Source organism: Lysinibacter sp. HNR (assembly GCF_029760935.1).
Taxonomy (GTDB): domain Bacteria; phylum Actinomycetota; class Actinomycetes; order Actinomycetales; family Microbacteriaceae; genus HNR.
In genome coordinates, this window is record NZ_CP121684.1 from 1,716,894 (window position 1) to 1,741,616 (window position 24,723).

Here is a 24,723-nt window from a genome sequence, read left to right on the forward strand (position 1 = left end):
TCGTGGCATTTCCTCGTCCGAGCAGCCCGGATTCCTTAGTTATTCAGGGAAGAAACGGCTTTGCGGCTGGTGAGAACCTGATCGATCAAACCGTATTTCTGAGCCTCCTCAGCGCTCAAAATCTTATCCCGATCGATATCTTTGTTCACCTGCTCAACGGACTGGTTGGAGTGCAGCGACAAGGTTGTCTCAAGCCAGGTGCGCATACGCATAATCTCTGCGGCCTGAATCTCAATGTCTGATGCCTGACCGTGTCCGGCCTCACCCATAGCGGGCTGATGAATCAGAATACGGGCGTTAGGAAGCGCAAGACGTTTACCCGGGGCACCACCCGCCAGGAGCACCGCAGCGGCGGAGGCAGCCTGTCCCAGGCACACCGTCTGCACGTCCGGGCGAATATACTGCATGGTGTCGTAAATAGCGGTCATAGCTGTAAAGGAACCACCCGGTGAGTTAATGTACATTGTAATATCACGCTCGGGGTCCTGGCTTTCCAGCACCAGAAGCTGAGCCATAACATCATCTGCTGAAGCGTCATCAACCTGAACACCAAGAAAAATGATGCGGTCTTCAAAGAGCTTTGCATACGGATCTTGACGTTTGTATCCGTAAGCCGTGCGCTCTTCAAAAGTGGGAAGAACATAACGAGAACCGGGAGCCTCCATACCGGAGAAAGCCGTTCCGCCAAACTGTGGGGTTTTCATATGAGTATCCTATTTTCTCTCGGCGATTATTTGGCTGAGGTAGAGCGTGAAGACGAGGTGTCATCCTTATCGGTACCGCCACCACCAATAACATCACTTGCGGAGTCACGAATATGATCAACAAATCCGTATTCCAAAGCTTCCTGAGCGGTAAACCAGCGATCACGATCACCGTCAGCATTGATTTGTTCAACCGTTTTACCGGTCTGCGTCGCCGTAATCTCTGCCAGGCGGTTTTTCATCGAGACGATGAGCTGCGCCTGAGTTTGAATATCGCTTGCGGTTCCACCAAATCCACCGTGGGGCTGGTGCAGCAGCACTCGGGCGTTGGGCGTGATGTAACGCTTACCCTTAGTTCCCGCGGTAAGAAGGAACTGACCCATCGACGCGGCCATTCCGATTCCCACCGTGACAATGTCGTTGGGGACAAACTGCATGGTGTCATAAATCGCCATTCCAGCGGTAATAGATCCACCGGGTGAGTTCACGTATAGATAAATATCGCTCTTGGGGTCTTCCGCAGCCAACAACAGGATCTTCGCACAGATCTCGTTCGCATTATCGTCACGCACCTCGGAGCCAAGCCAGATAATACGATCTTTGAGCAGCCGATCGAAAACACTGTTGGGCATTTTAGTTTCGCTCATTGTGGACTCCATTTCACTTAGTGGACTTGAATCGAATCTATAGGGTTCAACGTCCCTATTCTCACGAGTTCGCTCAGGGCAAACCAAAATCAGCGGATAACACAGATCCCCCTGAAATATTTCATCTCATGACGCATGTTATAAGCGGGCAAATCCCGCGTAAAGAGTGGCATCTCTCCCCCATACTCCTCACCCCGAGAACACCTTTCGCCCTAAGAGAAATCATCACGGGCCTGTGCATTGTGAGGGGTAACCCATAAAAGCACCCGTAAACATAAGGGGCGACCTTCTCACCGCCGTCCACGATAATAATCACAACCTGTCAATAGTTGAGAGGCTTTGAGGAGAAAACGTAAAACGAAAGGGCGCGTTCTCTTCAGAAAGAAAACGCGCCCCAAACGCTAGAGCAGGAACCTACTCGGCTGTGTCCTGAGAAGAATCTTCTGTCTTGGACTTCTTGGTCGTAGCCTTCTTAGCCGCCGGTTTTTTTGCCGCAGGCTTCTTGGCAGCAGCTTTTTTAGCGGGGGCTTTCTTCTCGGCTGCTTCTGCGGGAGCATCCTCGGTCACCTCTGAAGAAGCGTCCTCAGCGGTTTCGTTCTCTTCCACCGCTGTAAACTCACCAAGGTCAACCAGATTGCCCGACTTATCCTTAACCACAGCCTTGCCCAGGGCGATAGCCAGCGCCTTATTGCGTGCGACTTCAGCCACAATAACCGGGATCTGTCCCTGCTGCTCAAGAGCCTGAATAAACTGCCCCGGCTCCATACCGTATTGCGCAGCAGACGAAACGATGTACTGTGTGAGCTCATTCTGCGTTGCCTGAATGTTCTCGCGTTCGACAATTGCGTCGAGCAGTAGTTGAGTTTGCAGTGATTTTGTGCTGGACTCCGTTACCTCTGCACGGTGCTCCTTGTCTTCAAGACGCCCCTCGCTCTCCAGGTGGCGGTGAACTTCTTCCTCAATGATCTCCGCGGAGACGGGTATCTCTGCTTTCTCGATTAGAAGGTCAACAAAAGCGTCCCGTGCTTGACGCCCTTGCGTAAAGACAGCCTGCTTGTTAACCCGTTCTTCAAGGCTCTTCATAAGCTCGTCGATAGTATCGAACTCACTAGCGATCTGTGCAAAGTCGTCGTTTGCTTCAGGAAGCTCACGTTCTTTCACACTGGTAACGGTTACCGTGATCTCAGCATTCTCACCCTCGCGTTCACCGCCGAGCAGTTTTGACTCAAACGTGGTGGTTTCGTCGGCGGTAAGCGACTCAAGCGCCTCATCAATACCCTCCACCAGGTCCCCAGAGCCAAGCTCGTAGGAGATACCTGACGCGGTGTCGACCTCTTTACCATCGATCTTTGCAACCAGATCAATCTGGACAAAATCACCCGTGGTGGCAGGCCTATCAACCGTAACAAGCGTGCCGAAGCGAGAACGGAGCTCATCCAGCTCGGTTTGCACGGCATCTTGGTCAAGCTCAGCATCCTCAACGGTGAGTTCAAGCCCCTCGAACTCAGGAATCGTAAACTCTGGACGAACCTCAACCTCAAACGCCAGGGTCAACGTACCCGAGAGATTCTTCATATCTTCAAACCACTCAGTGACATCGGCACTGGGGCGCCCCATGGGACGAGCATCTTGACTCTCAATAGCAGCACGATAGAAGGAGTCGAGAGAGTCGTTAACCGCCTGCTCAATAACGGCAGGCTTACCCACTCGCTGATCGATGACCGCCGCGGGAACTTTACCCTTGCGGAAGCCCGGAATACTGATCTGCTCAGAAACGGTTTGGTAGGCTTTTTTGAGGTAGGGTTCAAGCTCTTCAGCTGTAACCGTTACCACCAGTTTGATCCGCGTGGGGTTGATCTTCTCTACGGTTGTTGTGGACACTGTGTGATTCTTCCTTAAATTGAGCGACCGGAGCCGCTATATTCGTGGGGTTTAGATTATTTGTCGGGGCGACAGGATTTGAACCTGCGACCTCTCGCCCCCAAAACGAGCGCTCTACCAAGCTGAGCTACGCCCCGGAATGTTCTTACAATCCGTGGGTTATTGCCAATTATGGGGAATCAACTAAAAGTTGAAATAAAGCAGAATAACCTCCGCAAGTCTAACCGAGATTTTTACGCTCTGCCGACACTTTCACATAAAGTACGCAAAAAACACTGAAAAAATAAGGAGACGCGCCCGGACGTCACACCAAAAGGTGCATTGGAGGTACAATCTGTACTATGCTAAATATCTGCTGCGGTTGTTACTGCAGACAGACACCTTCCGGGGATGTAGCTTAGTGGTAAAGCCTTAGTCTTCCAAACTAATGATGCGGGTTCGATTCCCGTCATCCCCTCCAAATAACTTTAAAACTCGAATGTGGCCTATCATGCAGCCTGCGATAGTTCAGTGTGAACCACAAGCTGTCTCAGGTTTTTCTTCGCACTTGCAGCTCTGGCGAAGATGGGCGCGGCTTTTCGTTCACCGCAGCGCTTATATGTCATCCTACGTGGTTAGGCTCGAAAGCATGTTGATCATCGAACGAGGGCCTAAGAGTGAGCGGCAAATATGAGTCCTCATTACTGCACCCTCTCTATCGTCACCCACGAAGCGCCCAACACCTGAGACGTGAAATCTCCAGAACTATTGACCGAAAACGCTGTTGACTCAAACGAGCTATTGTTGACCCTTAGCTGTATTGTAGTGGCGGTCTCTACCGTAATCGCGGCCGATGCAGAAGTATATGACGACGCAACCATACTCTCTGCGCCTCCCGACGAACTATGTCCGCCCTGACCAATCCATAAACCGCTCGTCACATTATAAAACCCATAAAGTATCCATGCAGCATCACTCGATGCTACGGTACCAAGGGAGCCTGTGAGCGAATAGGTTCCAGGCTGCAACACTATACTTCCGGAAGTATTCTGAATATCTGCACCAACAGTAGCGTCAGTAGTTGTAAATGCTATAGCGGTGTTTGCAAGAACACCACTTTGCTCGGTGGAGTTTGAGAATCTCGCATACGCTAACGCCCCACCTTGAGCACCCTGGGCACCCTGAGGACCCTGGGCACCTGTGGCGCCTTGAACACCTTGAACACCTTGGAAACCTTGAGGACCGCTGGCACCATCAGTACCGCTGGCGCCCTGAGCACCATCGACACCAGCAGCACCACTGGCACCCTGAAAGCCTTGGGGACCGCTAGAACCTTGAGGACCCGAAAGACCTCGCCCGCCCTGTGCACCCTGAAAACCTCGCGCACCCTGAACGCCCTGCGCACCAGTCGCACCCTGAACACCAGTCGCACCCTGAACACCAGTCGCACCCTGAACACCAGTCGCACCCTGAACACCAGTCGCACCCTGAACACCCTGAGGACCATCAGCACCCTGAACACCGTCAGCACCATCAGCACCCTGAACACCGTCAGCGCCCTGAACACCCTGAGGACCATCAGCACCCTGTGCACCGTCAGCACCCTGAACACCCTGAGGACCATCAGCACCCTGAACACCCTGAGGACCATCAGCACCCTGTGCACCGTCAGCACCCTGAACACCCTGAGGACCATCAGCACCCTGTGCACCGTCAGCACCCTGAGGACCATCAGCACCCTGAACACCCTGAGGACCATCAGCACCCTGTGCACCATCAGCACCCTGTGCACCATCAGCACCCTGTGCACCATCAGCACCCTGTGCACCATCAGCACCCTGTGCACCAATCAAACCCTGAACACCGTCAGCACCCTGAACACCTTGAGGACCGTCAGCACCCTGTGCACCAATCAAACCCTGAACACCCTGAACACCCTGTGCACCATCAGCACCCTGAACACCCTGTGCACCGTCAGCACCCTGAACACCCTGTGCACCGTCAGCACCCTGAACACCCTGAGGACCATCAGCACCCTGTGCACCGTCAGCACCCTGAACACCCTGAGGACCATCAGCACCCTGTGCACCGTCAGCACCCTGAACACCATCAGCACCCTGTGCACCAATCAAACCCTGAACACCTTGAGGACCGTCAGCACCCTGTGCACCAATCAAACCCTGCGCACCAATCGAACCCTGCGCACCAATCGAACCCTGCGCACCAATCGAACCCTGCGCACCAATCGAACCCTGCGCACCAATCGAACCCTGCGCACCGTCAGCACCATCAGCACCCTGAACGCCCTGAACGCCCTGAACACCCTGAGGACCAATCGAACCCTGAACACCAGCAGAACCGTTAGCACCCTGGGGGCCAGCGGCACCACTAGCACCCTGGAAGCCCCGAGCACCAGCGACACCCTCTAGGCTTAAGCCTCGCAAACCCTCTGCACCTTGGACACCTTGAGCGCCCTGGGGTCCTTGACTGGGCCCACCATCCGCAGGGAAACTCGGATTTGCACTAACCGGGTTGCAAGTCAGCCCAGGCTTGGATGCGTAAAGACCTTGAGGTCCAGCTTTGTACCGCGCCCTCAGAACGACTCCCTGAGAGAAAGCACTACAGGAATCATCATTTTGAGAATACTTTTGCGACCCTAAGATCACCAGAGGAAGAGCGGAAAGGCTTGCAAAACTCGCTTCAGAGTTTTTAGGGAATGGTGCAGAAATAGGGGCTTGGGAAAGTCCTATCACCGAGATAAAACCAAAGGAGAGAACGCGCTGAACGTTATGGACAAAGCCAGGTGCAGGACTCACAGTAATTCTCCTTAAATAAATTTTAAGTTCTTAACCACTATCGGAAATTATAGATAACAATATGACAAGAAAGATACTAATTAAATAAACTTTGATACATAATCAGTTTTACTTCAGTGAATCCCTCGCCAACCTATCGATAAAAAAAGTGTTTAAAATGCAACAAAACACTTATTAAACCCCAGTGGACCATATTTGTGGGACCATAAGCCGACGACTGAGACTACTCCATACCCGTGAGCAGGAAGCAGACTATTCTAAATTCAGATCACTCAAAAACCGTGACGGGCTCCTAGATCGATCACGAGCGCCACGCTTTGCCCAGGACAGAGCAAGCCCGGTGCGGGCTCGTGTGATAGCAACGTAGAGGAGTCGCCGCTCCTCCTCCACCGCCTCCGGGGTTTCCGCATACGAAATAGGGAGCAACCCTTCACTCACACCCGGCACATAAACGTACTCCCACTCCAACCCCTTAGCCGTATGGATTGTAGCCAGGGTTACAGCGTCTAACACTGGTTCGTGCTGCGTGTTTTGACGCTCTAGAAGGTCATCGCTAAAAGCTCGCAGTGTGGTGTTCTGGGGTGCCTCATCCACCAGGGCCATCAGAGCGCTCAGAGCGTCCCAGCGCTCACGCACTGCCCCCGCTTCAGTCGGCGGCTCCTGCGTCCACCCCAGCGAACGAAGCACATCACTAACCGTCTGAAACAGGGGTTCGCTCACAGCTACAAGCGCGGCCGCCCTGATAGCGTGAACGGCCTGTTTAACAACCGTCCGCTCAAAAAACCGCCCAGCACCCCGAACCTGATAGCTGATCCCCCTGCGTGCGAGGGCGGTTTCCAAGAGAAAAGACTGAACATTAAGCCGAAACAAAACCGCGATATCACGAGCAGAAACACCGCTCTCTATTTGCACCGCAATCGCATTAGCCACGTTCTCCGCTTCGGATTGGTCATCCGCCGCAACGCTCACCGTGGGTACCGCTCCCCCCTGCTGTTGCTCCGTTGCGGGTCTCAAGCGCAGAGCGCCCCTCTGGTTTTTCATCAGAGAGTTTGCCGTAGAAACGATAGGAGCCTGTGAACGGTAGTTTTGCTCGAGCCTAACCACGGTAGAGTCAGGATAGGTCACACCGAACTGAAGCAGGTATTCACTTGACGCACCTGCAAACGAGTAGATGGTTTGACTCGCATCACCCACCACACAGAGGTCACGGCGATCACCTACCCAAGCCGAGAGCAGAGCGTGTTGCAGGGGCGAGACATCCTGATACTCATCCACAACAAAATGACGGTACTGTTCCCTCACTTGCAAAGCAACCCGAGGTTCGTTCTCGAACATGCCCAGGGTAAGCATCAGGACGTCTTCAAAATCGATCTGACGTCGCTCATCCTTGAGTCGCTCGTAGCAGTCCATGAGCTCGAGAAGTTGCTGTTGGCTCAGTCCACTCGGCTTTGCCCGAGTGACTAGGGCTCGCTCATATTGAGCGGGCGAGAGCATATTAACCTTGCGCCACTCAATCTCCGACGCCACATCTCGCAAAGACTCGGCGTCAACCGGAAGGTGCAATTGCTCTGCAGCCTGCCCGAGATTTCTCCCCTTACCCGTGAGTAGGCTCGGAGCAGTCCCGCCGACGACCTGGGGCCAAAAAAAACTGAGCTGGGAGAGGGCCGCCGAGTGAAACGTTCGTGCGGACACCCCGCTGGCACCCAATTGTCGCAGACGGACACGAAGCTCACCTGCAGCCCGATCGGTAAAGGTGAGCGCCATCACACGTTGCGCCGAATAGGCTCCACTCGCAACGCCGTAGGCGATGCGGTGAGTAATCGTACGGGTCTTACCCGTGCCCGCACCCGCCAAGATAACCAGCGGGCCACGCAAAGCCATCGCGGCACGGCGCTGCTCTTCATCAAGCCCCTGCAATAACACTGGAATATCGGTCATGCTTCTGCAAGCCAATCATCAATCAGCCGTCTGGCAATAGATGAAACACCCGGCAGCTTAATAGTGGCAGGAATCGCACGCACATCGTCCCGGCTCACCCAGCGCAGCTCGGCGATCTCTTTTCCATCAGGTACGGCATCATTCGGATCTTGATCGGGGGCAATTGTCGCTTCAAAGCCCAGCATGAGGGAACGAGGAAACGGCCAGGGCTGTGAAGCACGGTATCGCGGGTTTACCACGCGGATACCAGACTCCTCAAACACCTCACGAAGCACAGCGTCTTCAAGCGATTCTCCCGCTTCTACAAATCCCGCAAGTAACGAGTATCGTTCTACCTCCCAGAGCACATTCGACCCGAGCAAAATACGATCATTTGAGTCGCGAACCAGCACAATCACGGCCGGATCGATACGCGGAAAAAATTCTTCACCCGATTCGGGATCATAACGCATCCACCCACCGTGATCCGTGACAGTAACTCGTCCAGTGGTTGGCGAGAACCTATAGTCCTCGTGCCAGCGCGCAACGGCTAAAGCCTGAACCAACAGATCAGAGTGCTCTGACGAAAGATGCTTCATGACGTCGCGAGCCGAGGCAAAGATAAGACCCGGTGAATCCTCCCCGTCGAGCGCCCTCACAAAAACGGGTATTGTACGAACACCCCTCGCACCCGCCACACGCCCCAGGTAGAAGTCCTCCCCCTCGCTCGGTAGCTGAGATGCCGACAAAAACTTAATCGCGGGAGGCTCCATGTCGGATGCGACAATAAGAACCCTTCCACGGGACAGCACCAAGAAACGCGCATCAGGATGGTTATGGGCGCCCGCCAGCAGCTGCGGGTCTTCCCGCGTAGCGGCATCACGATTATGCTGCGATAACGAAAAAAGAGGATGCGAATGATGAGGTTTAACCACGTGCCCCCTCCATCTCTTGTTTTCATCGGTTTTTCTGCTGCGGCTTACGGCCAAGTTCACACAGCACGGGTTAGTCTTGATTACATGGTTCGCTCACATCTCACTCTAGCCGCGCTTGCGACCTCTGCTGTACCAAACCTTGATGTTACTCAGGTTCGCGAACACACCTACCATGGGGAGGGAGACTACCTTTCCGCCGTTCTCAGTGTCGCAAACGGGGAAGAAGTAATCATCCGAATCCCCACCTCACAGACGGCAGAGACACAGCAGTCTGCCGATCTTCTGGGTCTGGCCGCACTCACCTCGGGTGCCCGCCAAAGCCTCCCCTTCCGCATCACAGAGGCTCTGGGACAGACGCGGGCTAAGAATACCCGTTCCATCGTTTACACATACCTACCCGGTTACAAGGTTCGAGAAAACCAGATCACGGATGACTCCACCCTGGTTCCCTCTATCGCCGTTACCACGGCTGCTATCCACCGACTCCCCAGCAAGCTTGTCCTGGACGCGGGGCTTCCCGTGCAGAGTTCTGCGGACGTCCACGAGGAGATATCCCGCCTTCTTGCCCGTGCAGAAGCAACTAGGCTCGTCCCCACAAGCGTTCTGAATCGCTGGAAAAATGTTATGAAAGACCGCCAGTTGTGGCAGTTCAGCACAACAGTTATCAATGGAACGCTCTCGGCCGAATCGCTACTACTTAACGAAGAGTCAGAGATTTCCGCAGTTCTTGGCTGGTCGGGGCTTCGTGTATCGGATCCCGCCCTCGACTTTTGCTGGCTCACCAGTGCACCGGCACACACGCTAGCCGCAGTTATCAACAGATACGCGCAATTGCGTGACCTCGCAAACCCCGCCGACCTCCTGAGACGCATCGAGTTTTATACAGAGCTAGAAGTGGCCAAGTGGCTGCTTCACGGTAAAGACATCCACGATCAGGAAATCATTGACGACGCAGTGGCAATGTTTGCAACGCTGGTAGACCGTATTACCGGAGACCACTCCCTCGATCCCGATACCCACTCGATGAGTGTTACCGAAGTTCAGGACCTGCTCGGGCGGGTACCCGCAAACGTGTCGATGCGCGTCGAGCCTGACGCCGAGGGAATCCTTGATGACGGAGAGTTGGAGGCTCGGGCCGAGGTTGAGGATGATTTTGCCGAAGAAAAGAACAACGCCACCCCGCAGTCCCCCGCGGGCGAGCACGAGACCGTTCCGGTAGAGCGACTCACATAGGGGCGCAGCACCGAACGCTGGCCGACTAAGCACACACCGCCGCACAAAGCCCCAGCCCGCTTCTGTCTTGAGGTCGCCACAAAGAGATCACATCTGGTTCTGACTCGAAACCGCCGCAAACCATATGCTCTCCATCTGCTCCAGGGAAGGCAGAGAAGTCGGACGGATAATTGTGTTCTCTGCAACATAGTACAGAGCCACGCTGACCCGATCCAACTCGATGTTTTTCCATGTGGCATAGGCAACACGATAGAGCGCAAGCTGTAGTTGACGCTCAGCTATTTCCGCTTCGGTGCGAGGAGCCCGTCCCGTTTTCCAATCAACAATCTCAAAATGCTCCACCCCCTCTATATTCTGCGAGTAGACCGCGTCGATTTTACACACGAGGGTGCGACCCGCAAAGGGAATGTGTATCTCCCGCTCCACCTCAACGGGCTGCCGATCGCCCCACTCCGAGGCTTCGAACGTGGCCTGAAGCTGAGCTAACGTTATCGACCCTCCCTCGTGGGAACCGTCTGCAGCACCGCTCGCTTCACCATCAATATCGTGTTCTGGATCGATAAACGGAGAAAAAACGTCATCAAGAAGGGGGATAGCGCTTCCTCGCGGAGTGGCGTATCTCTGTTCAACCCACTCGTGAAACTGGGTTCCCAACCGGGTCTGCGCAAAAGGCTTTTGAGGAACGGGGCGACGCATACGGCGCACAATCTCATCGGGATTGGAAATAAAATCCTTAAATCCGGAAGCGGTGATTCTCTGGGGAAGCAGCGCACCTTCTCCCCGGGTGTTCTCCCGCTGCCGTTCCTCAAGCAGCAGTATTAAATCGTTACGAATGTCGGGGGTGATTAGTCGCATAAGCTGCTCTGCGGATAGTGAATCTCGCAGCTGGGTTACCATCGCAGAAGCATCTTCCACAACAGGCCGCCGAGATCCAAGGGGATCCCCCGGCCACTCAAATGAGGCCTGCGTGCTGTTCAACGGGTTCTCTCTGTACTCGGAAGATTCCGGCACCTCTGCGACCAGCCCAGCCTGCACAAGCTCCGTCAGGAAGCGACTCGGACTTCTGGGCCTGGTTTGTTCCGCCCAGAAGGAACCGGAGAGCAACAGCCTCTCCCGCGCCCGGGTGGTAGCAACATAGATTAGACGGCGCTCCTCACCTTCCTGCCGCTCTCTGGCCTGATTTTTGTACTCTGTCAACAGATCGTTAAATTCCTTCTGAGTGTGCACTTCCCTCCAGGGAAGTGAGGGCAGCGAGGCGGCATCACCCTTAAGCTCATCGGGAAGCTGGCCAATTCGAAGCCATCCCGCACCCGAGCGTGAGGGAGAGGGAAAGTCACCCTCACACAGGCGCGGAACCGCCACAACATCCCACTCGAGCCCTTTTGCACCGTGAGCAGTGATCAGTTGCACCGCGTTGGGGTCGGGAGCTTCCGGTCTGGCCGCAAAGCTGTCCTGCCGTTCTGCGTGATCCAACCAAGACAAAAAACTCGGCAGGGTGCTGTCTTCATTAGTAGCCACAAAGTTGGCAATAACATCGTAGAGGGCATCCAGATTGCGACGCGCGTGCTTCTGCGCTTCCTTAACATCCACCCCCGTGGCCCCCACATGACCGGTTACCGCCATAACCTCGGTGTCCAAACGCAATTCAACTTCAACGATGCGCACCAGGTCTGCGATGCTGAGGGAGGTTCGTGACCGAATGGTGGCGATGACCTCTCCCGCCTCCCGTATCCGACGAAGCCCTTCCCGGCTAAAACCACGAAGCATCTCGTGCTTATCATCAGTTGCAGCAGCCACCGCATCAAGCGCATCAATAAGGGATGCGCTGTCTTCTGGTGCGAGTGACTCCCGCCTGATCCGCTGCTGCTCCGCGCTGAGCGGAGTAAGCTTCCAATCGTGCGCAACAAGCCACCGCGCGGCGGAGTGCAGAGCGGCCAGATCGCTCACACCAATTCTCCAGCGAGGACCGCTCAGGGTTCTGATCAGGGCGGAGTTTGCATCCGTAAACCACACAGTGCGAAGCATCGAAACGATATCTACCACCTCGGGGCTACTCAGAAGCCCCCCGAGCCCCAGGATACGATTGGGTACCCCTTCGCGCGTAAGTGCATCTGAAAACTGGGACATAATGGAGCGGTTGCGGCAGATAACCGCTCCAGACACCGGGGATTGCGGGGTGGCCCGGGCGATTTGATCCGCCATCCAGCGAGCCACTGCAGTGGCTTCATCCTCGATAGTTTCGGGATACACCGTCTGAACCAATCCGGCGGGGGCCTCCGGTCGCGCGGAGAGAGTTTCAACCGGGACACGAGACTTCTGTGTGAGCGGTGTAACCAGGTGATTTGCCACGTCAAGAACAGCGCGGGAGTTCCGCCAGCTAGTTGACAGGCTCAGAATCCGAGAGTTCCCGCGCGCAAACTGGGTACTAAAGGTGTTGAGGTTGTCTGAGCTTGCTCCTCTCCAACCGTAAATGGACTGGTGCGGGTCTCCCACCGCCATGACCCCGTGGTTTGCAAAGAGTTCTGCCAACAACCAGGTCTGAACCACCGAGGTATCCTGGTACTCATCAAGCAGAATCACCCGATGCCTGGCCCGGTAGTCGGAAACGGTTGCCTTCGAACGGCGGCACACCTCAAGCGCCAGCGCGACTTGATCGGAAAACTCCAAGAAACCGCGCCGTCGTTTCTCCTCCGTATAGCGTTCGGCAAGCGCCACCAGAGGGTGTAGAGCCGACACCTCACCAACGGCGGTTACCACCGAGGCGTAGGGGGTTTTCTTAGAACCGGTTTCACTGATGGGGAGGTCGAGCAACCGCTCAAATTCGGTTGCAATGTCAAGAATTTGCTCTGCAGTACACAGGTTCTCACGCATCGCTCTTTCCAGGTGAAGAACGGCGTCTGTAATACGTCCCACGCTCCGATCGAGCGATACCAAACGGGTATCCTCACTTGCGACAACAGTCTGGCGAGCAAGACGCCAGGCGGTAGACTCATCAATCACCGTGGAGTCTGGCTCACGCCCCACCAAAAGACTGCGCTCGCTCACAATGGAACTAGCAAAAGAGTTATAGGTGGAGACGGTGGGCTGATCGAGGAGGTCGTCGCCGCGCGCGGACGCCAGGCCGTGGGCAACAAGCTGATCAAGCCGCTTGGTGATGCGCTCGTCAAGCTCGCCTGCCGCCTTGCGAGTGAACGTGAGGCCCAGAACCTCTGACGGCTGCACCAGTTTATTCGCTACAAGCCACAAAACCCGATTGGCCATGGTTTCGGTTTTACCGCTTCCGGCACCGGCAATCACAAGCGTGGGCGTACGAGGATCGGACTCAATCACGCGCACCTGCTGAGGGGTGGGCCTGGGCAGGCCCAGAGCATCCGCAATCTCGTGGGCGTTCACCGTCATCGAAAGCTCACCGCCCTCACGGTGTGAAGGGTACAGAGACCGAAATTATGCGGATTGCTACAGTGGCGGGCGATATTGGCGTGAAAAGATGCTCCCGCCATGCGCTCGGCCGCGGATGCCAGCCGTCCGCGAAACGCACTGAGCTCTTGCGGGCTAAGCGGGGCCTGTTCAACGGACTTATACGTTGCCAAATCGGGCGACACCACGATGAGCTTTGCCCCACCAGAGGTTGCCTGTGCGGGGATTCCCTCCAGGGCTCCCGACTCCAGCGCCAACTGATACGCAGAGAGCTGCGCGTTCTCCCCCACCGTCTTGGCGGTGACCCCCGGATTTCCCGTTTTAAGGTCAACAATCACAACTCTTCCGGAGAACATATCTGATTCTTCCTGTGGGTCAGGGGGGTAGATTTCAATCCTGTCGATGGCACCGCTAAGCCGCACCCGCTCCGAGATAACACGAAAAGACTGTTCCGCGGTGAGGAGTCGCCCGTGTGCCCGCTCAAACGCTCCCAGGTATTCAACAAGACGAACCACCATCTGACGCGCCCGCTCGTGCATACGCCGTTCTTCCCACTCGGCATCAAACGAAAGAGCGTTCCAACCCGCATCGACCTGAACCATAAGCGCCGAAACATTGGGGGTCTGCTCATGCTCCAGTGCTCGATGTACAAGCGTGCCCAATCCGGCAACAGCACTGGTGTCACCTCCTCCAAGGAACCCGATAGCCCAGTCGAGCTCACAGTTTTCTAGGGTCTCCAAACGGGACGGGCTCACCGACACAACACTGCTCTCGTCGGTGAGGTCTACAAGCGGTGTGTTGCTGCTCGGAGGAAGAATTCCGTACCACTCTTCCGGGTGTGCACCCGCAATGCCGTGGCGGGAGAGCAGTGCGAGCGCGGCCGCGGAGACCTGAAAATCGCGAGACTCTGCCTCTCCTGAGACATCCTGGGACCCGGCCATTTCTGAGTCCTTACGGGAGTTCACTAGCTGAGCCTCAAGGTTGCTGCGCAGAGTGCCCACCATTCCCCGAAGGCTCAGGGTACCGCTGGGAAGCTGCTGTGGGCCTTCTCCGGGAACCAGATTGAAAAATCGCGAGGGAAAGGAGTCTTCGTTATCGACCGCAACGATGACCACTCGTGAGGTTGCGCGAGAAAGCGCCTGGTTAAACATCCTGAGCTCATCGTGCAGAACCGTTCGCCTGTTGTGAGTGTCGGTGCTCGTGGCGTCGACAACGGGAACGGATCCGTTGCCCGTCGGAGAGTGCCCCGTACCGGTGACCCCCCGCTCACACAGCTCAATGAGGGAGGTGACCGCCAGGAGAGATCCGCGCAGTCGCAGATTGGGCCACACCCCCTCCTGCACCCCCGACACGATAACCAGGTCAAAGCTACGACCGATCACACCGTTGGGCGTGGTGACCGTCACACAGTCCTGCCTGGCCCTCGGGGCGAGGGTGTCCTCGGGAAGATCGCTCGACATAAGGAGCGTAATAAACGCACGCGGATCACTCCCGGGAGAACGCTCCTCGTAGCGCTGAGCTGCAAAAAAGAGGGCCACAACAGCATCTAACGAACGATTTGCCTCGTCCGCAACAATTCCCGTGGAGCCCAGTGCCTGTTTCTCCCACACACGGGAAAGCTGAGAGGCATCCCAGGCCGCCCAGAGAATCTCTTCTATGCTGCCCTCGTGCGCAACTAAACGCGTTGCTCTCATAATCTTCTGTAGTTTTTCTGCGCGTCGGGCGGCTTCGGTATCGATGGTCAGAAAGCCCTGCGGGTCGAGAAATGCCTCCAACAGGAGCTCGTCGGCGGAGCGGATCTGCGCGGTAAAGACCCGCTCCCGCCGTGCGTCCTCTTCGCGTGAGGACACCGGCGATTCCGCGCCTTCTGCCGGCTCGACGGAGGGTGCGTCCTCTTCGTGTGGAGACACCTTTTGCTGCATGCGTTCTTCGTGCAGGAGCGCCGCTCGCAAACGACGCAGGGCAATGTGGTCAAGACCGCACAGGGGCCCGCGCAATAAACGCGCCAGTGACTCTGAGTCCAGCTTAGTTTCTCCCAGGGCAATGGAGGATACAAAGACCAGGTCGCGCACAATGGTGTGGTCTCGCAAAACTGTACCACCCGCCGTAACGGAGGTGGGAACATCAAGTGCCACGAGCGCTTCGGCCAACGCAGCGGCCTGACCTCGGCTTCGGCAGATTACCGCCATCTTTGACCACTCAAGAGGCTCTGGGTTCTCAGGGAGCGAACCCGCTCCCAGGTGCTGTTCTCTCAGTAATCGGGCTATGGCCGCGGCTTCCTGGGAACCTGAAGGCACGGTTCCCAGGAGCACACTGTTGTTTTCTTGGGACTCTTCACGAACCGCAGGAGCAGCTCGCTGAATGCCCCATCCGGCCGCGCCGATGGCTCCGCTTACCCGTTGAATAAGCTCCCGAATCGTGGAACCGTGCCGGTAGACACTCATCAGTTCAAACGTATGCACTCTCTGATCCGCAACAAAGTTTTTCATCTGTGCAAGGAATTCGGGCTCGGCTCCCTGGAAAGCCCCCGTGGTGATGTCGGGGTCTCCCGCCGCAACAATGCTAACGCCGCGTCTGGCAAAAGCCGCAAGAAGCTCAATGGATGATCGGGTGAGTTCGTGCGCATCATCAATAAATATGGTTTGCAGTCTGGCTGCCTCACCCAGGATGCTGGCACGATCCACGCCCGTCGTGACGGAATCAAGCAGGTCGGCGGCGGCTCGGTGAAACTGACTCAGGTCAAGCTCACCGGGGTGTCGTTCCGCCGCAGCCTCCCAGTAGAGAGGCATCAATTGTGCACACGCCACCCACTCGGGGCGGTTATGCGCGTTGCCGAGAGCTAAGAGTTCTTGCGTTGTAATGCGGTAGTCAACACACACACGAATCAACTCACGCAATTGGTTACGAAATCCGCGTAGCGCCCTCACATCGGGGGTAAGCTCTCCGGGCCAGGGAAGTGCCAGAACCTGCTCTGTTGCCAACAGGCTCTCGATGAGCTGATCTTGGCTGGCACCGGTGAGTAACCGAGGGGGTTTTTGCCCAGCAAGAGAGCGCGCGGTGGTGACCATTTGTACCGCAAGAGAGGTGGAAGTTCGTGCTCGGGCCCCAGTGCTCGGCTGCTTTAAACGTGCATCAAGAGTGGCACGGAGGTGTGTAGCGCTGAGCCGAGTGGGAGAGAGCACTGTGATCTGGTCGGGAGAGAGACCATCACGCAATACGCGGTCAGCGTAAAGCCTCAGCAGTATCTCGGTTTTGCCCGAGCCCGGAGCCCCGACTATCACCCCGTGCTGCCCATTTTGCAGGCCCAGAGCCGCCTGTTGGGAGACATCCCACTCAGACGGTTCTTCGCTTCTTTCGGCCATGCTCTCAATGCTACCCATCACAACCTCCGCAACGTATTTAGCTTGACGGTGATTGTCGCGTACCCTAGTCATAGGCACAGCGCTTCATCATCTGTGTCACTGCGTACACGCTACGAAAGGCATCCCGTGGAAATCCGTATTGGCATCATTAACACTCCTCGTGAAATCTCCTTCGAGACAGACGAGTCCGCCGAAAGTTTTGAGGCAACCATCAATACTGCCCTGGAGGCGGGCAAACCCGTAGTTCGACTCACAGATTCCAAGGGGCGTATCTACCTGGTTCACACCGGCTCAATCGCCTATGTCGAGATCGGTAATGATACCGCCCGCAGGGTCGGGTTTGTGGGGTAACCCGTGGAACTCATCTTTATCGTTGTCATCGGTCTTGTTATCGGGTTAGCGGCTCGTTACTTTATTCCCGGACGCCACACCTATGGGGTAGGGGCGCAACTGGGACTTGGTGCAGCCGTCGCATCAGCGGTCTGGGTTCTTCTCACCGTTGCAGGAATGCCCTGGGACGGGTTCTGGATCTGGGCCATCACCCCGGTGATCACGGCAGGAGCCTGCACCGCCTACGGAATTGTTGTTCCGCGGCTGCGCCTTGCCCACGACGAAACGCGCCACCTGGAACTCTCAAGGGCTTAATAGTAGTACTGTGACATTGGATGCCCGGGTAGCATCTACGCGGTGAGGCCCAGGGCATCCATTCTTTTAATGTGGGTTGAGATAAGTTCGGTAAATACCGGTTCGATCTTCTTCTCGTCGTCATCCGAATTGTCACTCAATACAAGCGTTGAACGGGCCACCAGGAGCGAGTCCCCCACGAGCCTCCGCCCCCACAGGGCTAAGCGATCACCATTCTTGGGGTTATCGCGAATTGCACGCTCCAGAAGCATCGCCACCTCAGACCTTCCGGAATCGGAACTAAGAATCTCCGCCGCGCTGTCACCGTATTTATCATCGAGTCCTCGCGCCAATTGCGAAAAGAAATCCTCAAAAAATCCACCGCACAGATAAACAAGCAGTAAAAGCTCATTCCAATTTGCAGGACTGACCCGATCAGTGTAGCGATTAATTGAGTGCGAGTACGGCTCCATAACCGTAGCCGGGTCTCTTTGCCGCCGACGAAGCTCCGCAGCAAACTCCTTGTATTTATTGAGCGAAAGGCCCGCAGCGTTGCTTAAAACCTCCTTGGCAACCAGATCGGGGGCATCAGCCACGGCACGCGACGCTGCCTCGTAGATCTCCAATTGCAGGTAGGAAACTAGCCCAAGGTACGGGATAATTCCTGGGGCTAATTCAGCGAGATCGACCTTCGCAGCAGCACTAATTTCGTCGCGAGACCGCAAGCGATGAGCTGCGGTGGGCGTCGAACGCCGCTTACGAAACCAAGAAAACACCTTCTCAGTTTACCGGCTCTCACAGGAAGGGAGAACTACACTGGAAAGGAATGTGTACCGCCGATGGAGCGACCACTCTACGCCCGAGACAAAAACGGCGTAGCCAAAAAATAATCGAATAGGCATTTTAGAGTGACTACTTTCTCAGAACTTGGCATTGAGCAGGACATTGTTGCTGCCCTCGCCAGCACAGGTATCGTTGATGCTTTCCCCATCCAAGAACAAACAATTCCGTTAGCCCTTGCTGGTCAAGACATTATTGGCGAGGCAAAAACCGGAACCGGTAAAACGTTTGCCTTTGGCCTCCCCCTGTTCCAGCGCATCGGTGCAACACCCGAACCCGGAGTGCGGGCCCTCGTGGTGGTTCCCACCCGCGAATTGGCCATGCAGGTGACAGAGGATCTAATTCTCGCCGCCTCCAACCGCCAGGTTGCCATTGCGTCAATTTATGGTGGAAAAGCCTACGAGGGCCAGGTTGAACAGCTCAAAGCCGGCGCACAGATTGTTGTGGGTACACCGGGTCGACTGCTTGACCTGGTGGGTCAGCGGCTACTTAACCTGAGCGGTGTGCGCGAAATGGTTCTCGACGAGGCCGATAAAATGCTTGATCTCGGCTTCCTTCCCGATATTGAAAAATTATTCTCCCAGGTCCCGGCGGATCGCCGCCACACAATGCTTTTCTCTGCCACCATGCCCGGACCGATCATCGCGCTGGCCCGTCGCTTCATGTCTAAACCGGTTCATATCCGGGCAACCAACCCCGAGGAGGGGCTCACCCAAGCCAATATTCAGCACCTTGTCTATCGCGCCCACCAGCTCGATAAGGACGAGGTCATTGCTCGCATCCTTATGGCTGAGGGACGGGGTAAAACAGTCGTCTTCACCCGCACCAAACGGGCGGCAGCCAAGCTTGTTGACGAGCTTAACGACCGAGGGTTTAACGCGGCAGCCGTGCACGGTGATCTCAATCAAGAACAGCGTGAGCGCGCAATGCAGGCGTTTAAATCGGGTAAGAAAGACGTTCTTATCGCCACCGACGTCGCCGCTCGCGGAATCGACGTAGACGACGTTACCCATGTGATCAATCACACTATTCCCGAGGATGAGAAAACCTATCTCCACCGGGTCGGACGCACCGGACGTGCTGGACGCACCGGAATCGCCGTAACCTTTGTGGATTGGGAAGATCTTCACAAGTGGGCGCTCATTAATAAGGCACTCGAGTTCAACCAGCCGGAGCCCGTTGAAACCTACTCTTCGTCGCCTCACCTCTACAGCGATCTCAATATTCCCGAAAGCGCTACCGGACGACTCAAGCCGCCCGCCTCGCAGGAACCTGCGCCGCGCGAAAACTCACGTCGCCGCAGCGGATTACAGCGCACGAATCCCAAACAAGGCGAATCGAGAGGCACCTCCAGAGACCCGAAAAACTCGGGAACCAACCGTTCACGCACACAGAAGAGCGAACCCTCGCAGGGGTCTAACTCAGCATCACAAGACGATCCAGCGACCACAGCTCAGCAACCTCGTGTACGCCGTCGCCGTCGCCGACACCACGGCACGGCAGAGGGCTCTGCATCCCCCGCCGAATAAGCTCCCCGTCGTGGGTGCGTTCCCCGAGGCCCAGGCGATACACAAGCAAATGTAATCTTCACTCCAGCGCCCCTCCCTGCTGCTAACCTGATCAAATATGTACCATCAGAGGTTCCCCTAAAACCTCTCCTCGTAAGGCGGTTTGCATGACCAATACACCCACATCACTGAACGATCTAGTTGATGACGCAATCTTTCTCTCAGCAGAAACCCAATTGCTCGTTCAGAATCGCTGGGGTGGATTAAGCTGGAGTGTAGACACGCACACGCCATCATTTGTCTTCGAGGGAACACCTCCCACGGTCTTCCGCCCACACATTCTGGGATTTTCAACCGTCACGCCTCAACGCTGGGCATGGGGCTGGGATAGCAGCGATTTCTCCGAGGATACAATCTCTCTCGTCAAAAGCCTCCGCGAAAAGATACTCTCGCTTGATATCCCCGAGTTATCCACACAAGACGAGTCTGAATGGGACAGTCTTCCCCTCCGAATTACAATCGCAATCAAGGCTCTCACCGGCCACGCTATACACGTTGCGGCCAAAATAGGCGACAACAATACTCACGTATGGATGCTCCTCGAAGATCCAAAATTCGCACTGCCCGATCCCACTGCAGCTACGATTGCCCAAGCCATTCGTGAGGGAAGCACAGGATCATACGTTACCGATATTCAACGCGCCCTCACCGCGTATGCCACACAGCGTAGGCTCCCTCTTCGCTGGGACACCCCGTCACCGCTCATCACGGTGGCTACTCTTACCATCTCCGAGAGCGCTGCTGTCCGTGTGGAGATCAACGAGCACGGCCGTGTTTCACGAGTCTCAGATCTGCCGACCACCCAGAACAGCGCTGCAAAGAGTGGGGAAGCTGCAGCCCCGCAACAGCTTAGCAACGCTCAACACACACCCGACCCGCAAGACGACACTCCGCAACAGCGAGCCGATGCCCCCCAGCGTACCCCCGATCCGCAGGACAGGCAGCAACGAGGGTTCTTTGGTCGTCTCTTTGGTGGGCGTTAAAACTAGCGTTTTTTCCCAGCATCCGTCGCCATTTTACGGACTATAGACGCATCGGTTGCGCAATCGCCCAGGCGATTTTCTTTGCCCGCACCGTGATAATCGCTCGATCCGGTCACCATCAAACCTAACCGCTCCGAGGCGCTCCTCAGTGGGGGAAGCCACTCGCGACGATTCTCCGGATGGTCAAGCTCAATGCCGTACAGACCGGCATCGACCAGAGCCTCAAGCGCGGGAATGGGGATGGGTGCCCTCTGCCGGCTGGCCGCAGGGTGAGCCAGCACGGGCAATCCACCAGCCAGCCGAACCAGACGCACCGCCTCGAGGGTTTCCACCGCATAGTTGGGCACGTAATACTTACTCCCGGGGTGCAATACGTCGTTAAAAGCGGCACCCCGATCAGGATAAAACCCAAGACTGACCAGGGCATCCGCGATGTGGGGCCGCCCTATTGTGGCCCCGTCCGATACCAGGCTTTCAACATCCGCCCAGCTGAGCGCAATATCCTGCGAAATAAGCGCCACCATATCGCGGGCTCGCCGATCCCGATCCCTGCGCACTCGCTCCATAACCTCGTACAGCGCGGCATCCTGCGGGTCAATAAAATACGCCAGGAGATGAACCACAAATCCGGTGTGTGTTTTTGTGGTGAGCTCCACCCCGGGCACAAAAGAAAGGCCGTGCTCCCTCGCTGCCTCCTCCGCCTCCGCCCACCCGGCCATCGTGTCGTGGTCGGTAAGAGCTATTCCGCCCAAGCCAAGGTCCGCTGCCTCACGCACAATCTGGGAGGGGGTCAGGGTGCCGTCCGACGCTATGGAGTGTGTGTGCAGATCGTATCGACCCTCGGTCCACGCAACCTGTGACCACTGTTTCAGCAATCCGCTGTGGTTCATCCCTCCATGCTATCCCGGAAAGCACCCCGTACCAGTCAGCTAGGCTCCCGCGTGCACCTGATCTTTCTGTTTTGCGCGGACAGCGCGGTTCACAGAGCTCACAATTGCCTTAAGCGTGGCCGTGGTGATGTCGGGGTCGATACCCACACCCCAGAGACGAGTCCCGTCAACAGCAAGATCAACATAAGCGGCTGCGACGGCATCGCCGCCCTCGCTCATCGCATGCTCAACATAGTCGTACAGGGTAATCTCATGGCCCTGTTGCTGCATGGCCGAGATAAAGGCGTCGACAGGCCCGTTACCCACCGACTCTACAGTGGTCTCCTCGCGATCCACCCGCAGCCCTACCATCAGGTCGGTGGTACCGTTGGGTTCGTTTGAACTTTGAGTGCGGATGATCTCGTAACGACCCCATTTGGCAAACGAATCTTCTATTGTGGATGGAAGATATTCATCCTGGAAGAGAGACCAAATTTGCTCGCTCGTGTATTCTCCGCCCTCGGCATCGGTCCTCTTTTGCACTACGGAGCTAAACTCCACCTGCAAGCGGCGTGGCAGGTCAAGGGAGTGATCGGTTTTGAGTAGGTAGGCAACTCCGCCCTTGCCCGATTGTGAGTTCACCCGGATAACCGCCTCATAGGTTCGACCCACGTCACGCGGGTCAATGGGCAGATACGGAACGGCCCAGGGAATATCGTCGGTGGTCACGCCTGCTTTGGACGCGTCTGCGGCCATGTGCTCAAAGCCTTTTTTGATGGCGTCCTGGTGGGAACCGCTAAAGGCCGTGTAGACCAGGTCTCCGGCCCACGGACTGCGTTCGTGAACCCGTAGCTGCGTGCAGTATTCGGCTGTGCGCCTTATCTCGTCCAGGTTGCTGAAGTTAATCTGCGGGTCAATCCCCTGCGTGAGGAGGTTGAGACCCAGCGCGACCAGATCAACGTTTCCGGTGCGCTCACCGTTGCCAAAGAGACAGCCCTCGATGCGGTCGGCACCGGCTAGGTATCCCAGTTCCGCCGCCGCAATACCCGTTCCACGATCATTGTGGGGATGGAGAGAGATAATGACATTCTCACGATGGTTAAGGTGACGACCCATCCATTCAATTGAGTCGGCATACACGTTGGGAGTAGTCATCTCAACGGTTGAGGGCAGGTTGAGAATCACCTTGCGATCCGGTGTGGGTTTAAACACCTCAAGCACCGCGTTACACACCTCAACAGCAACCTCTAGCTCGGTTCCGGTGTAGCTTTCGGGCGAATACTCGTAGTAGATATCCGTCCCGGCGGCGATGCTCTCCGAGGCGACACAGAGCCTGGCACCGTCGACCGCGATTTTTTTGACCCCGGCAACGTCGGTGCGGAAGACAACGTCTCGCTGAAGCACACTTGTGGAGTTATAGAGATGCACGATGGCTCGTTTTGCGCCCACAAGCGACTCATAGGTGCGCTTAATCAGGTGCTCTCGCGCCTGGGTAAGAACCTGAATGGTCACGTCATCGGGGATGGCGTTTTCCTCAATCAAGGAGCGCACAAAATCGAAGTCGGTCTGACTCGCGCTCGGAAAACCAACCTCGATCTCCTTATAGCCCATCTGCACAAGTAGATCAAACATGATGCGCTTGCGTTCCGGGGTCATTGGGTCTACAAGAGCCTGATTGCCGTCGCGAAGATCGACCGCACACCAGCGGGGAGCTTGGGTAATACGATTATCGGGCCAGGTGCGATCCGGCAGGCTTACCGTGATCTGTTTGTGAAAGGGAACGTATTTGTGAATCGGCATTCCCGAAGATTTTTGCGTGTTTTGCACTGCTCTGTAATTCCTTCTATGAGCTACTTACTGTACGGATGAGCCAACAACAAAACTCCGCAACGAGGAGGCCCGAAATCTAGGACTCGTCGCGGCAGCTAAGAAGGAGCGCAAGGTAAGACACACTCCAACGTTAGCACCAAGTGCCACAAACACAAACAGTAAAAACCGACATTAAAAGCCTAATCGTCTCAACATCTTGGGGTCGCGCTGCCACTCTTTTGCCACCTTGACCCGGAGCGAGAGATACACTTTTTTGCCCACGAGAGGTTCAATCTGTGCCCGAGCCACCCTGCCAACGTTGCGAAGCCTCGAGCCCTGATGACCGATGATGATGCCCTTCTGGCTATCCCGCTCAACATAAATATTGGCGTAGATCTCAAGGAGCGGTTTGTCTTCACGCTCAATGGTCTCCTCAATCGAAACCGCTATCGAGTGGGGCAACTCGTCGCGCACCCCCTCAAGGGCCGCCTCGCGAATAAACTCCGCGATGCGGTCATCCGTAAGCTCATCGGTGACGCTCTCGTCCGGATACAATTGCGGCGAAACGGGCATCAATTTTACCAACTCAGCGGCCAAAATATCTATCTGCTCACCCGTGACGGCAGAGAGCGGAATCACTGCATCCCACTCGCGCATCTCACCAACCGCAGCCAGCTGTGTAATGGCCTGCGTACGACTTGCTACATCCATCTTGGTCACGATGGCCACCTTCTTGGCCCGAGGGAAGAGACTCAGTTCATCGTTAATAAAACGATCTCCGGGGCCAAGCTTTTCATTGGCGGGCACACAGAAACCGATAACATCCACATCACCGAGAATCGATTTTACGAGGGCGTTTAAGCGCTCCCCCAGCAGGGTTCGAGGCCTGTGTATTCCCGGAGTATCCACCACGATAATCTGCCCGTCTTGACGATGGACAATACCCCGAATCGCGCGGCGGGTTGTCTGAGGTTTGTCGCTAGTGATCGCGATCTTCTCACCCACCAGCGCGTTGGTTAGAGTTGACTTTCCAACGTTTGGTCGCCCAATGAAGGACACAAATCCCGCCCGGTACTGTGGGTCGGCGACACCATCGTCCGACACCTGGAAACTCGACTCGGGTACTGGTCCACGAGAGT

At 56.0% G+C, this 24,723-nt stretch carries 19 protein-coding genes and 2 tRNA genes; 6 read left to right on the plus strand and 15 right to left on the minus strand.

Annotated elements, in window-relative coordinates:
- Window positions 1-35: 35 nt before the first annotated feature.
- The 4 genes from FrondiHNR_RS07745 to FrondiHNR_RS07760 form a co-directional block, all read right to left on the minus strand.
- Window positions 36-704, minus strand: a complete 669-nt coding sequence (locus tag FrondiHNR_RS07745; protein ID WP_279352211.1) for an ATP-dependent Clp protease proteolytic subunit — start codon at window positions 702-704, stop codon at window positions 36-38.
- 26 nt (window positions 705-730) lie between these two features.
- The gene (locus tag FrondiHNR_RS07750; protein ID WP_279352212.1) at window positions 731-1,363 is read right to left on the minus strand and encodes an ATP-dependent Clp protease proteolytic subunit; all 633 of its coding nucleotides are present in this window, start codon (window positions 1,361-1,363) and stop codon (window positions 731-733) included.
- 402 nt (window positions 1,364-1,765) lie between these two features.
- Window positions 1,766-3,232, minus strand: coding sequence for a trigger factor (gene tig, locus FrondiHNR_RS07755; RefSeq protein WP_279352213.1), 1,467 nt, complete (start codon window positions 3,230-3,232; stop codon window positions 1,766-1,768).
- A 63-nt stretch (window positions 3,233-3,295) separates the two neighbouring features.
- A tRNA-Pro gene (locus FrondiHNR_RS07760) sits at window positions 3,296-3,369 on the minus strand.
- A gap of 249 nt (window positions 3,370-3,618) precedes the next feature.
- Here FrondiHNR_RS07760 and FrondiHNR_RS07765 point away from each other — a divergent pair.
- Window positions 3,619-3,692, plus strand: a tRNA-Gly gene (locus tag FrondiHNR_RS07765).
- 669 nt (window positions 3,693-4,361) lie between these two features.
- Here the strand turns inward: FrondiHNR_RS07765 and FrondiHNR_RS07770 are convergent.
- The 5 genes from FrondiHNR_RS07770 to nudC all read right to left on the minus strand — a co-directional run bounded on the left by FrondiHNR_RS07770 (window position 4,362) and on the right by nudC (window position 8,879).
- Window positions 4,362-5,057 carry a hypothetical protein gene (locus tag FrondiHNR_RS07770; protein ID WP_279352214.1) on the minus strand — a complete coding sequence of 232 codons (696 nt, stop codon included), beginning with the start codon at window positions 5,055-5,057 and terminating at the stop codon, window positions 4,362-4,364.
- A gap of 66 nt (window positions 5,058-5,123) precedes the next feature.
- A complete protein-coding gene (locus FrondiHNR_RS07775; RefSeq protein WP_279352215.1) occupies window positions 5,124-5,336 on the minus strand; it encodes a hypothetical protein in 213 nt (70 codons plus the stop codon).
- Window positions 5,337-5,384: 48 nt separating this feature from the next.
- Entirely contained in the window at window positions 5,385-5,633 is a 249-nt protein-coding gene (locus FrondiHNR_RS07780; RefSeq protein ID WP_279352216.1) for a hypothetical protein, read from the minus strand.
- 646 nt (window positions 5,634-6,279) lie between these two features.
- Window positions 6,280-7,965 (minus strand): ATP-dependent helicase, encoded by a 1,686-nt coding sequence (locus tag FrondiHNR_RS07785; protein WP_279352217.1) that lies wholly within the window; start codon window positions 7,963-7,965, stop codon window positions 6,280-6,282.
- Window positions 7,962-8,879, minus strand: coding sequence for an NAD(+) diphosphatase (gene nudC, locus FrondiHNR_RS07790; RefSeq protein WP_279352218.1), 918 nt, complete (start codon window positions 8,877-8,879; stop codon window positions 7,962-7,964). Before nudC ends, FrondiHNR_RS07785 begins: the two co-directional genes overlap by 4 nt.
- An 84-nt stretch (window positions 8,880-8,963) precedes the next feature.
- Here nudC and FrondiHNR_RS07795 point away from each other — a divergent pair, with 84 nt between their 5' ends.
- Window positions 8,964-10,112, plus strand: coding sequence for a phosphotransferase (locus FrondiHNR_RS07795; RefSeq protein WP_279352219.1), 1,149 nt, complete (start codon window positions 8,964-8,966; stop codon window positions 10,110-10,112).
- 87 nt (window positions 10,113-10,199) lie between these two features.
- Here FrondiHNR_RS07795 and FrondiHNR_RS07800 read toward each other — a convergent pair whose 3' ends face one another.
- Window positions 10,200-13,511 (minus strand): ATP-dependent DNA helicase, encoded by a 3,312-nt coding sequence (locus FrondiHNR_RS07800; protein WP_279352220.1) that lies wholly within the window; start codon window positions 13,509-13,511, stop codon window positions 10,200-10,202.
- Window positions 13,508-16,963, minus strand: a complete 3,456-nt coding sequence (locus FrondiHNR_RS07805; protein WP_279352221.1) for a UrvD/REP family ATP-dependent DNA helicase — start codon at window positions 16,961-16,963, stop codon at window positions 13,508-13,510. Before FrondiHNR_RS07805 ends, FrondiHNR_RS07800 begins: the two co-directional genes overlap by 4 nt.
- 54 nt (window positions 16,964-17,017) lie before the next feature.
- Between FrondiHNR_RS07805 and FrondiHNR_RS07810 the strand changes: the two genes are divergently transcribed.
- Window positions 17,018-17,242, plus strand: a complete 225-nt coding sequence (locus tag FrondiHNR_RS07810) for a DUF3107 domain-containing protein (RefSeq protein WP_279352222.1) — start codon at window positions 17,018-17,020, stop codon at window positions 17,240-17,242.
- A gap of 3 nt (window positions 17,243-17,245) precedes the next feature.
- Entirely contained in the window at window positions 17,246-17,536 is a 291-nt protein-coding gene (locus tag FrondiHNR_RS07815) for a hypothetical protein (RefSeq protein WP_279352223.1), read from the plus strand.
- Window positions 17,537-17,571: 35 nt separating this feature from the next.
- Here FrondiHNR_RS07815 and FrondiHNR_RS07820 read toward each other — a convergent pair whose 3' ends face one another.
- Window positions 17,572-18,291, minus strand: a complete 720-nt coding sequence (locus FrondiHNR_RS07820; protein WP_279352224.1) for a ferritin-like fold-containing protein — start codon at window positions 18,289-18,291, stop codon at window positions 17,572-17,574.
- 132 nt (window positions 18,292-18,423) lie between these two features.
- Between FrondiHNR_RS07820 and FrondiHNR_RS07825 the strand changes: the two genes are divergently transcribed.
- Both FrondiHNR_RS07825 and FrondiHNR_RS07830 read left to right on the plus strand, forming a co-directional pair.
- Window positions 18,424-19,884, plus strand: coding sequence for a DEAD/DEAH box helicase (locus FrondiHNR_RS07825; RefSeq protein ID WP_279352225.1), 1,461 nt, complete (start codon window positions 18,424-18,426; stop codon window positions 19,882-19,884).
- Between the two features lie 146 nt (window positions 19,885-20,030).
- Window positions 20,031-20,906 carry a DUF6882 domain-containing protein gene (locus tag FrondiHNR_RS07830; RefSeq protein ID WP_279352226.1) on the plus strand — a complete coding sequence of 292 codons (876 nt, stop codon included), beginning with the start codon at window positions 20,031-20,033 and terminating at the stop codon, window positions 20,904-20,906.
- Window positions 20,907-20,908: 2 nt separating this feature from the next.
- Here FrondiHNR_RS07830 and FrondiHNR_RS07835 read toward each other — a convergent pair whose 3' ends face one another.
- The 3 genes from FrondiHNR_RS07835 to era form a co-directional block, all read right to left on the minus strand.
- The gene (locus FrondiHNR_RS07835) at window positions 20,909-21,796 is read right to left on the minus strand and encodes a PHP domain-containing protein (RefSeq protein ID WP_279352227.1); all 888 of its coding nucleotides are present in this window, start codon (window positions 21,794-21,796) and stop codon (window positions 20,909-20,911) included.
- Window positions 21,797-21,835: 39 nt separating this feature from the next.
- A complete protein-coding gene (leuA, locus tag FrondiHNR_RS07840; protein ID WP_279352228.1) occupies window positions 21,836-23,602 on the minus strand; it encodes a 2-isopropylmalate synthase in 1,767 nt (588 codons plus the stop codon).
- Between the two features lie 174 nt (window positions 23,603-23,776).
- Entirely contained in the window at window positions 23,777-24,688 is a 912-nt protein-coding gene (era, locus tag FrondiHNR_RS07845) for a GTPase Era (protein ID WP_279354503.1), read from the minus strand.
- Between the last annotated feature and the right edge of the window lie 35 nt (window positions 24,689-24,723).

Excerpts from the sequence above, each read along its gene's own strand:
- FrondiHNR_RS07750 (WP_279352212.1), bottom strand. The coding sequence starts at position 1,363 with ATGGAGTCCACAATGAGCGAAACTAAAATGCCCAACAGTGTTTTCGAT.
- FrondiHNR_RS07795 (WP_279352219.1), top strand. The coding sequence starts at position 8,964 with ATGGTTCGCTCACATCTCACTCTAGCCGCGCTTGCGACCTCTGCTGTA.
- FrondiHNR_RS07800 (WP_279352220.1), bottom strand. The coding sequence starts at position 13,511 with ATGACGGTGAACGCCCACGAGATTGCGGATGCTCTGGGCCTGCCCAGG.
- FrondiHNR_RS07830 (WP_279352226.1), top strand. The coding sequence starts at position 20,031 with ATGACCAATACACCCACATCACTGAACGATCTAGTTGATGACGCAATC.
- FrondiHNR_RS07785 (WP_279352217.1), bottom strand. The coding sequence starts at position 7,965 with ATGACCGATATTCCAGTGTTATTGCAGGGGCTTGATGAAGAGCAGCGC.
- FrondiHNR_RS07805 (WP_279352221.1), bottom strand. The coding sequence starts at position 16,963 with ATGACTAGGGTACGCGACAATCACCGTCAAGCTAAATACGTTGCGGAG.
- FrondiHNR_RS07745 (WP_279352211.1), bottom strand. The coding sequence starts at position 704 with ATGAAAACCCCACAGTTTGGCGGAACGGCTTTCTCCGGTATGGAGGCT.
- FrondiHNR_RS07835 (WP_279352227.1), bottom strand. The coding sequence starts at position 21,796 with ATGAACCACAGCGGATTGCTGAAACAGTGGTCACAGGTTGCGTGGACC.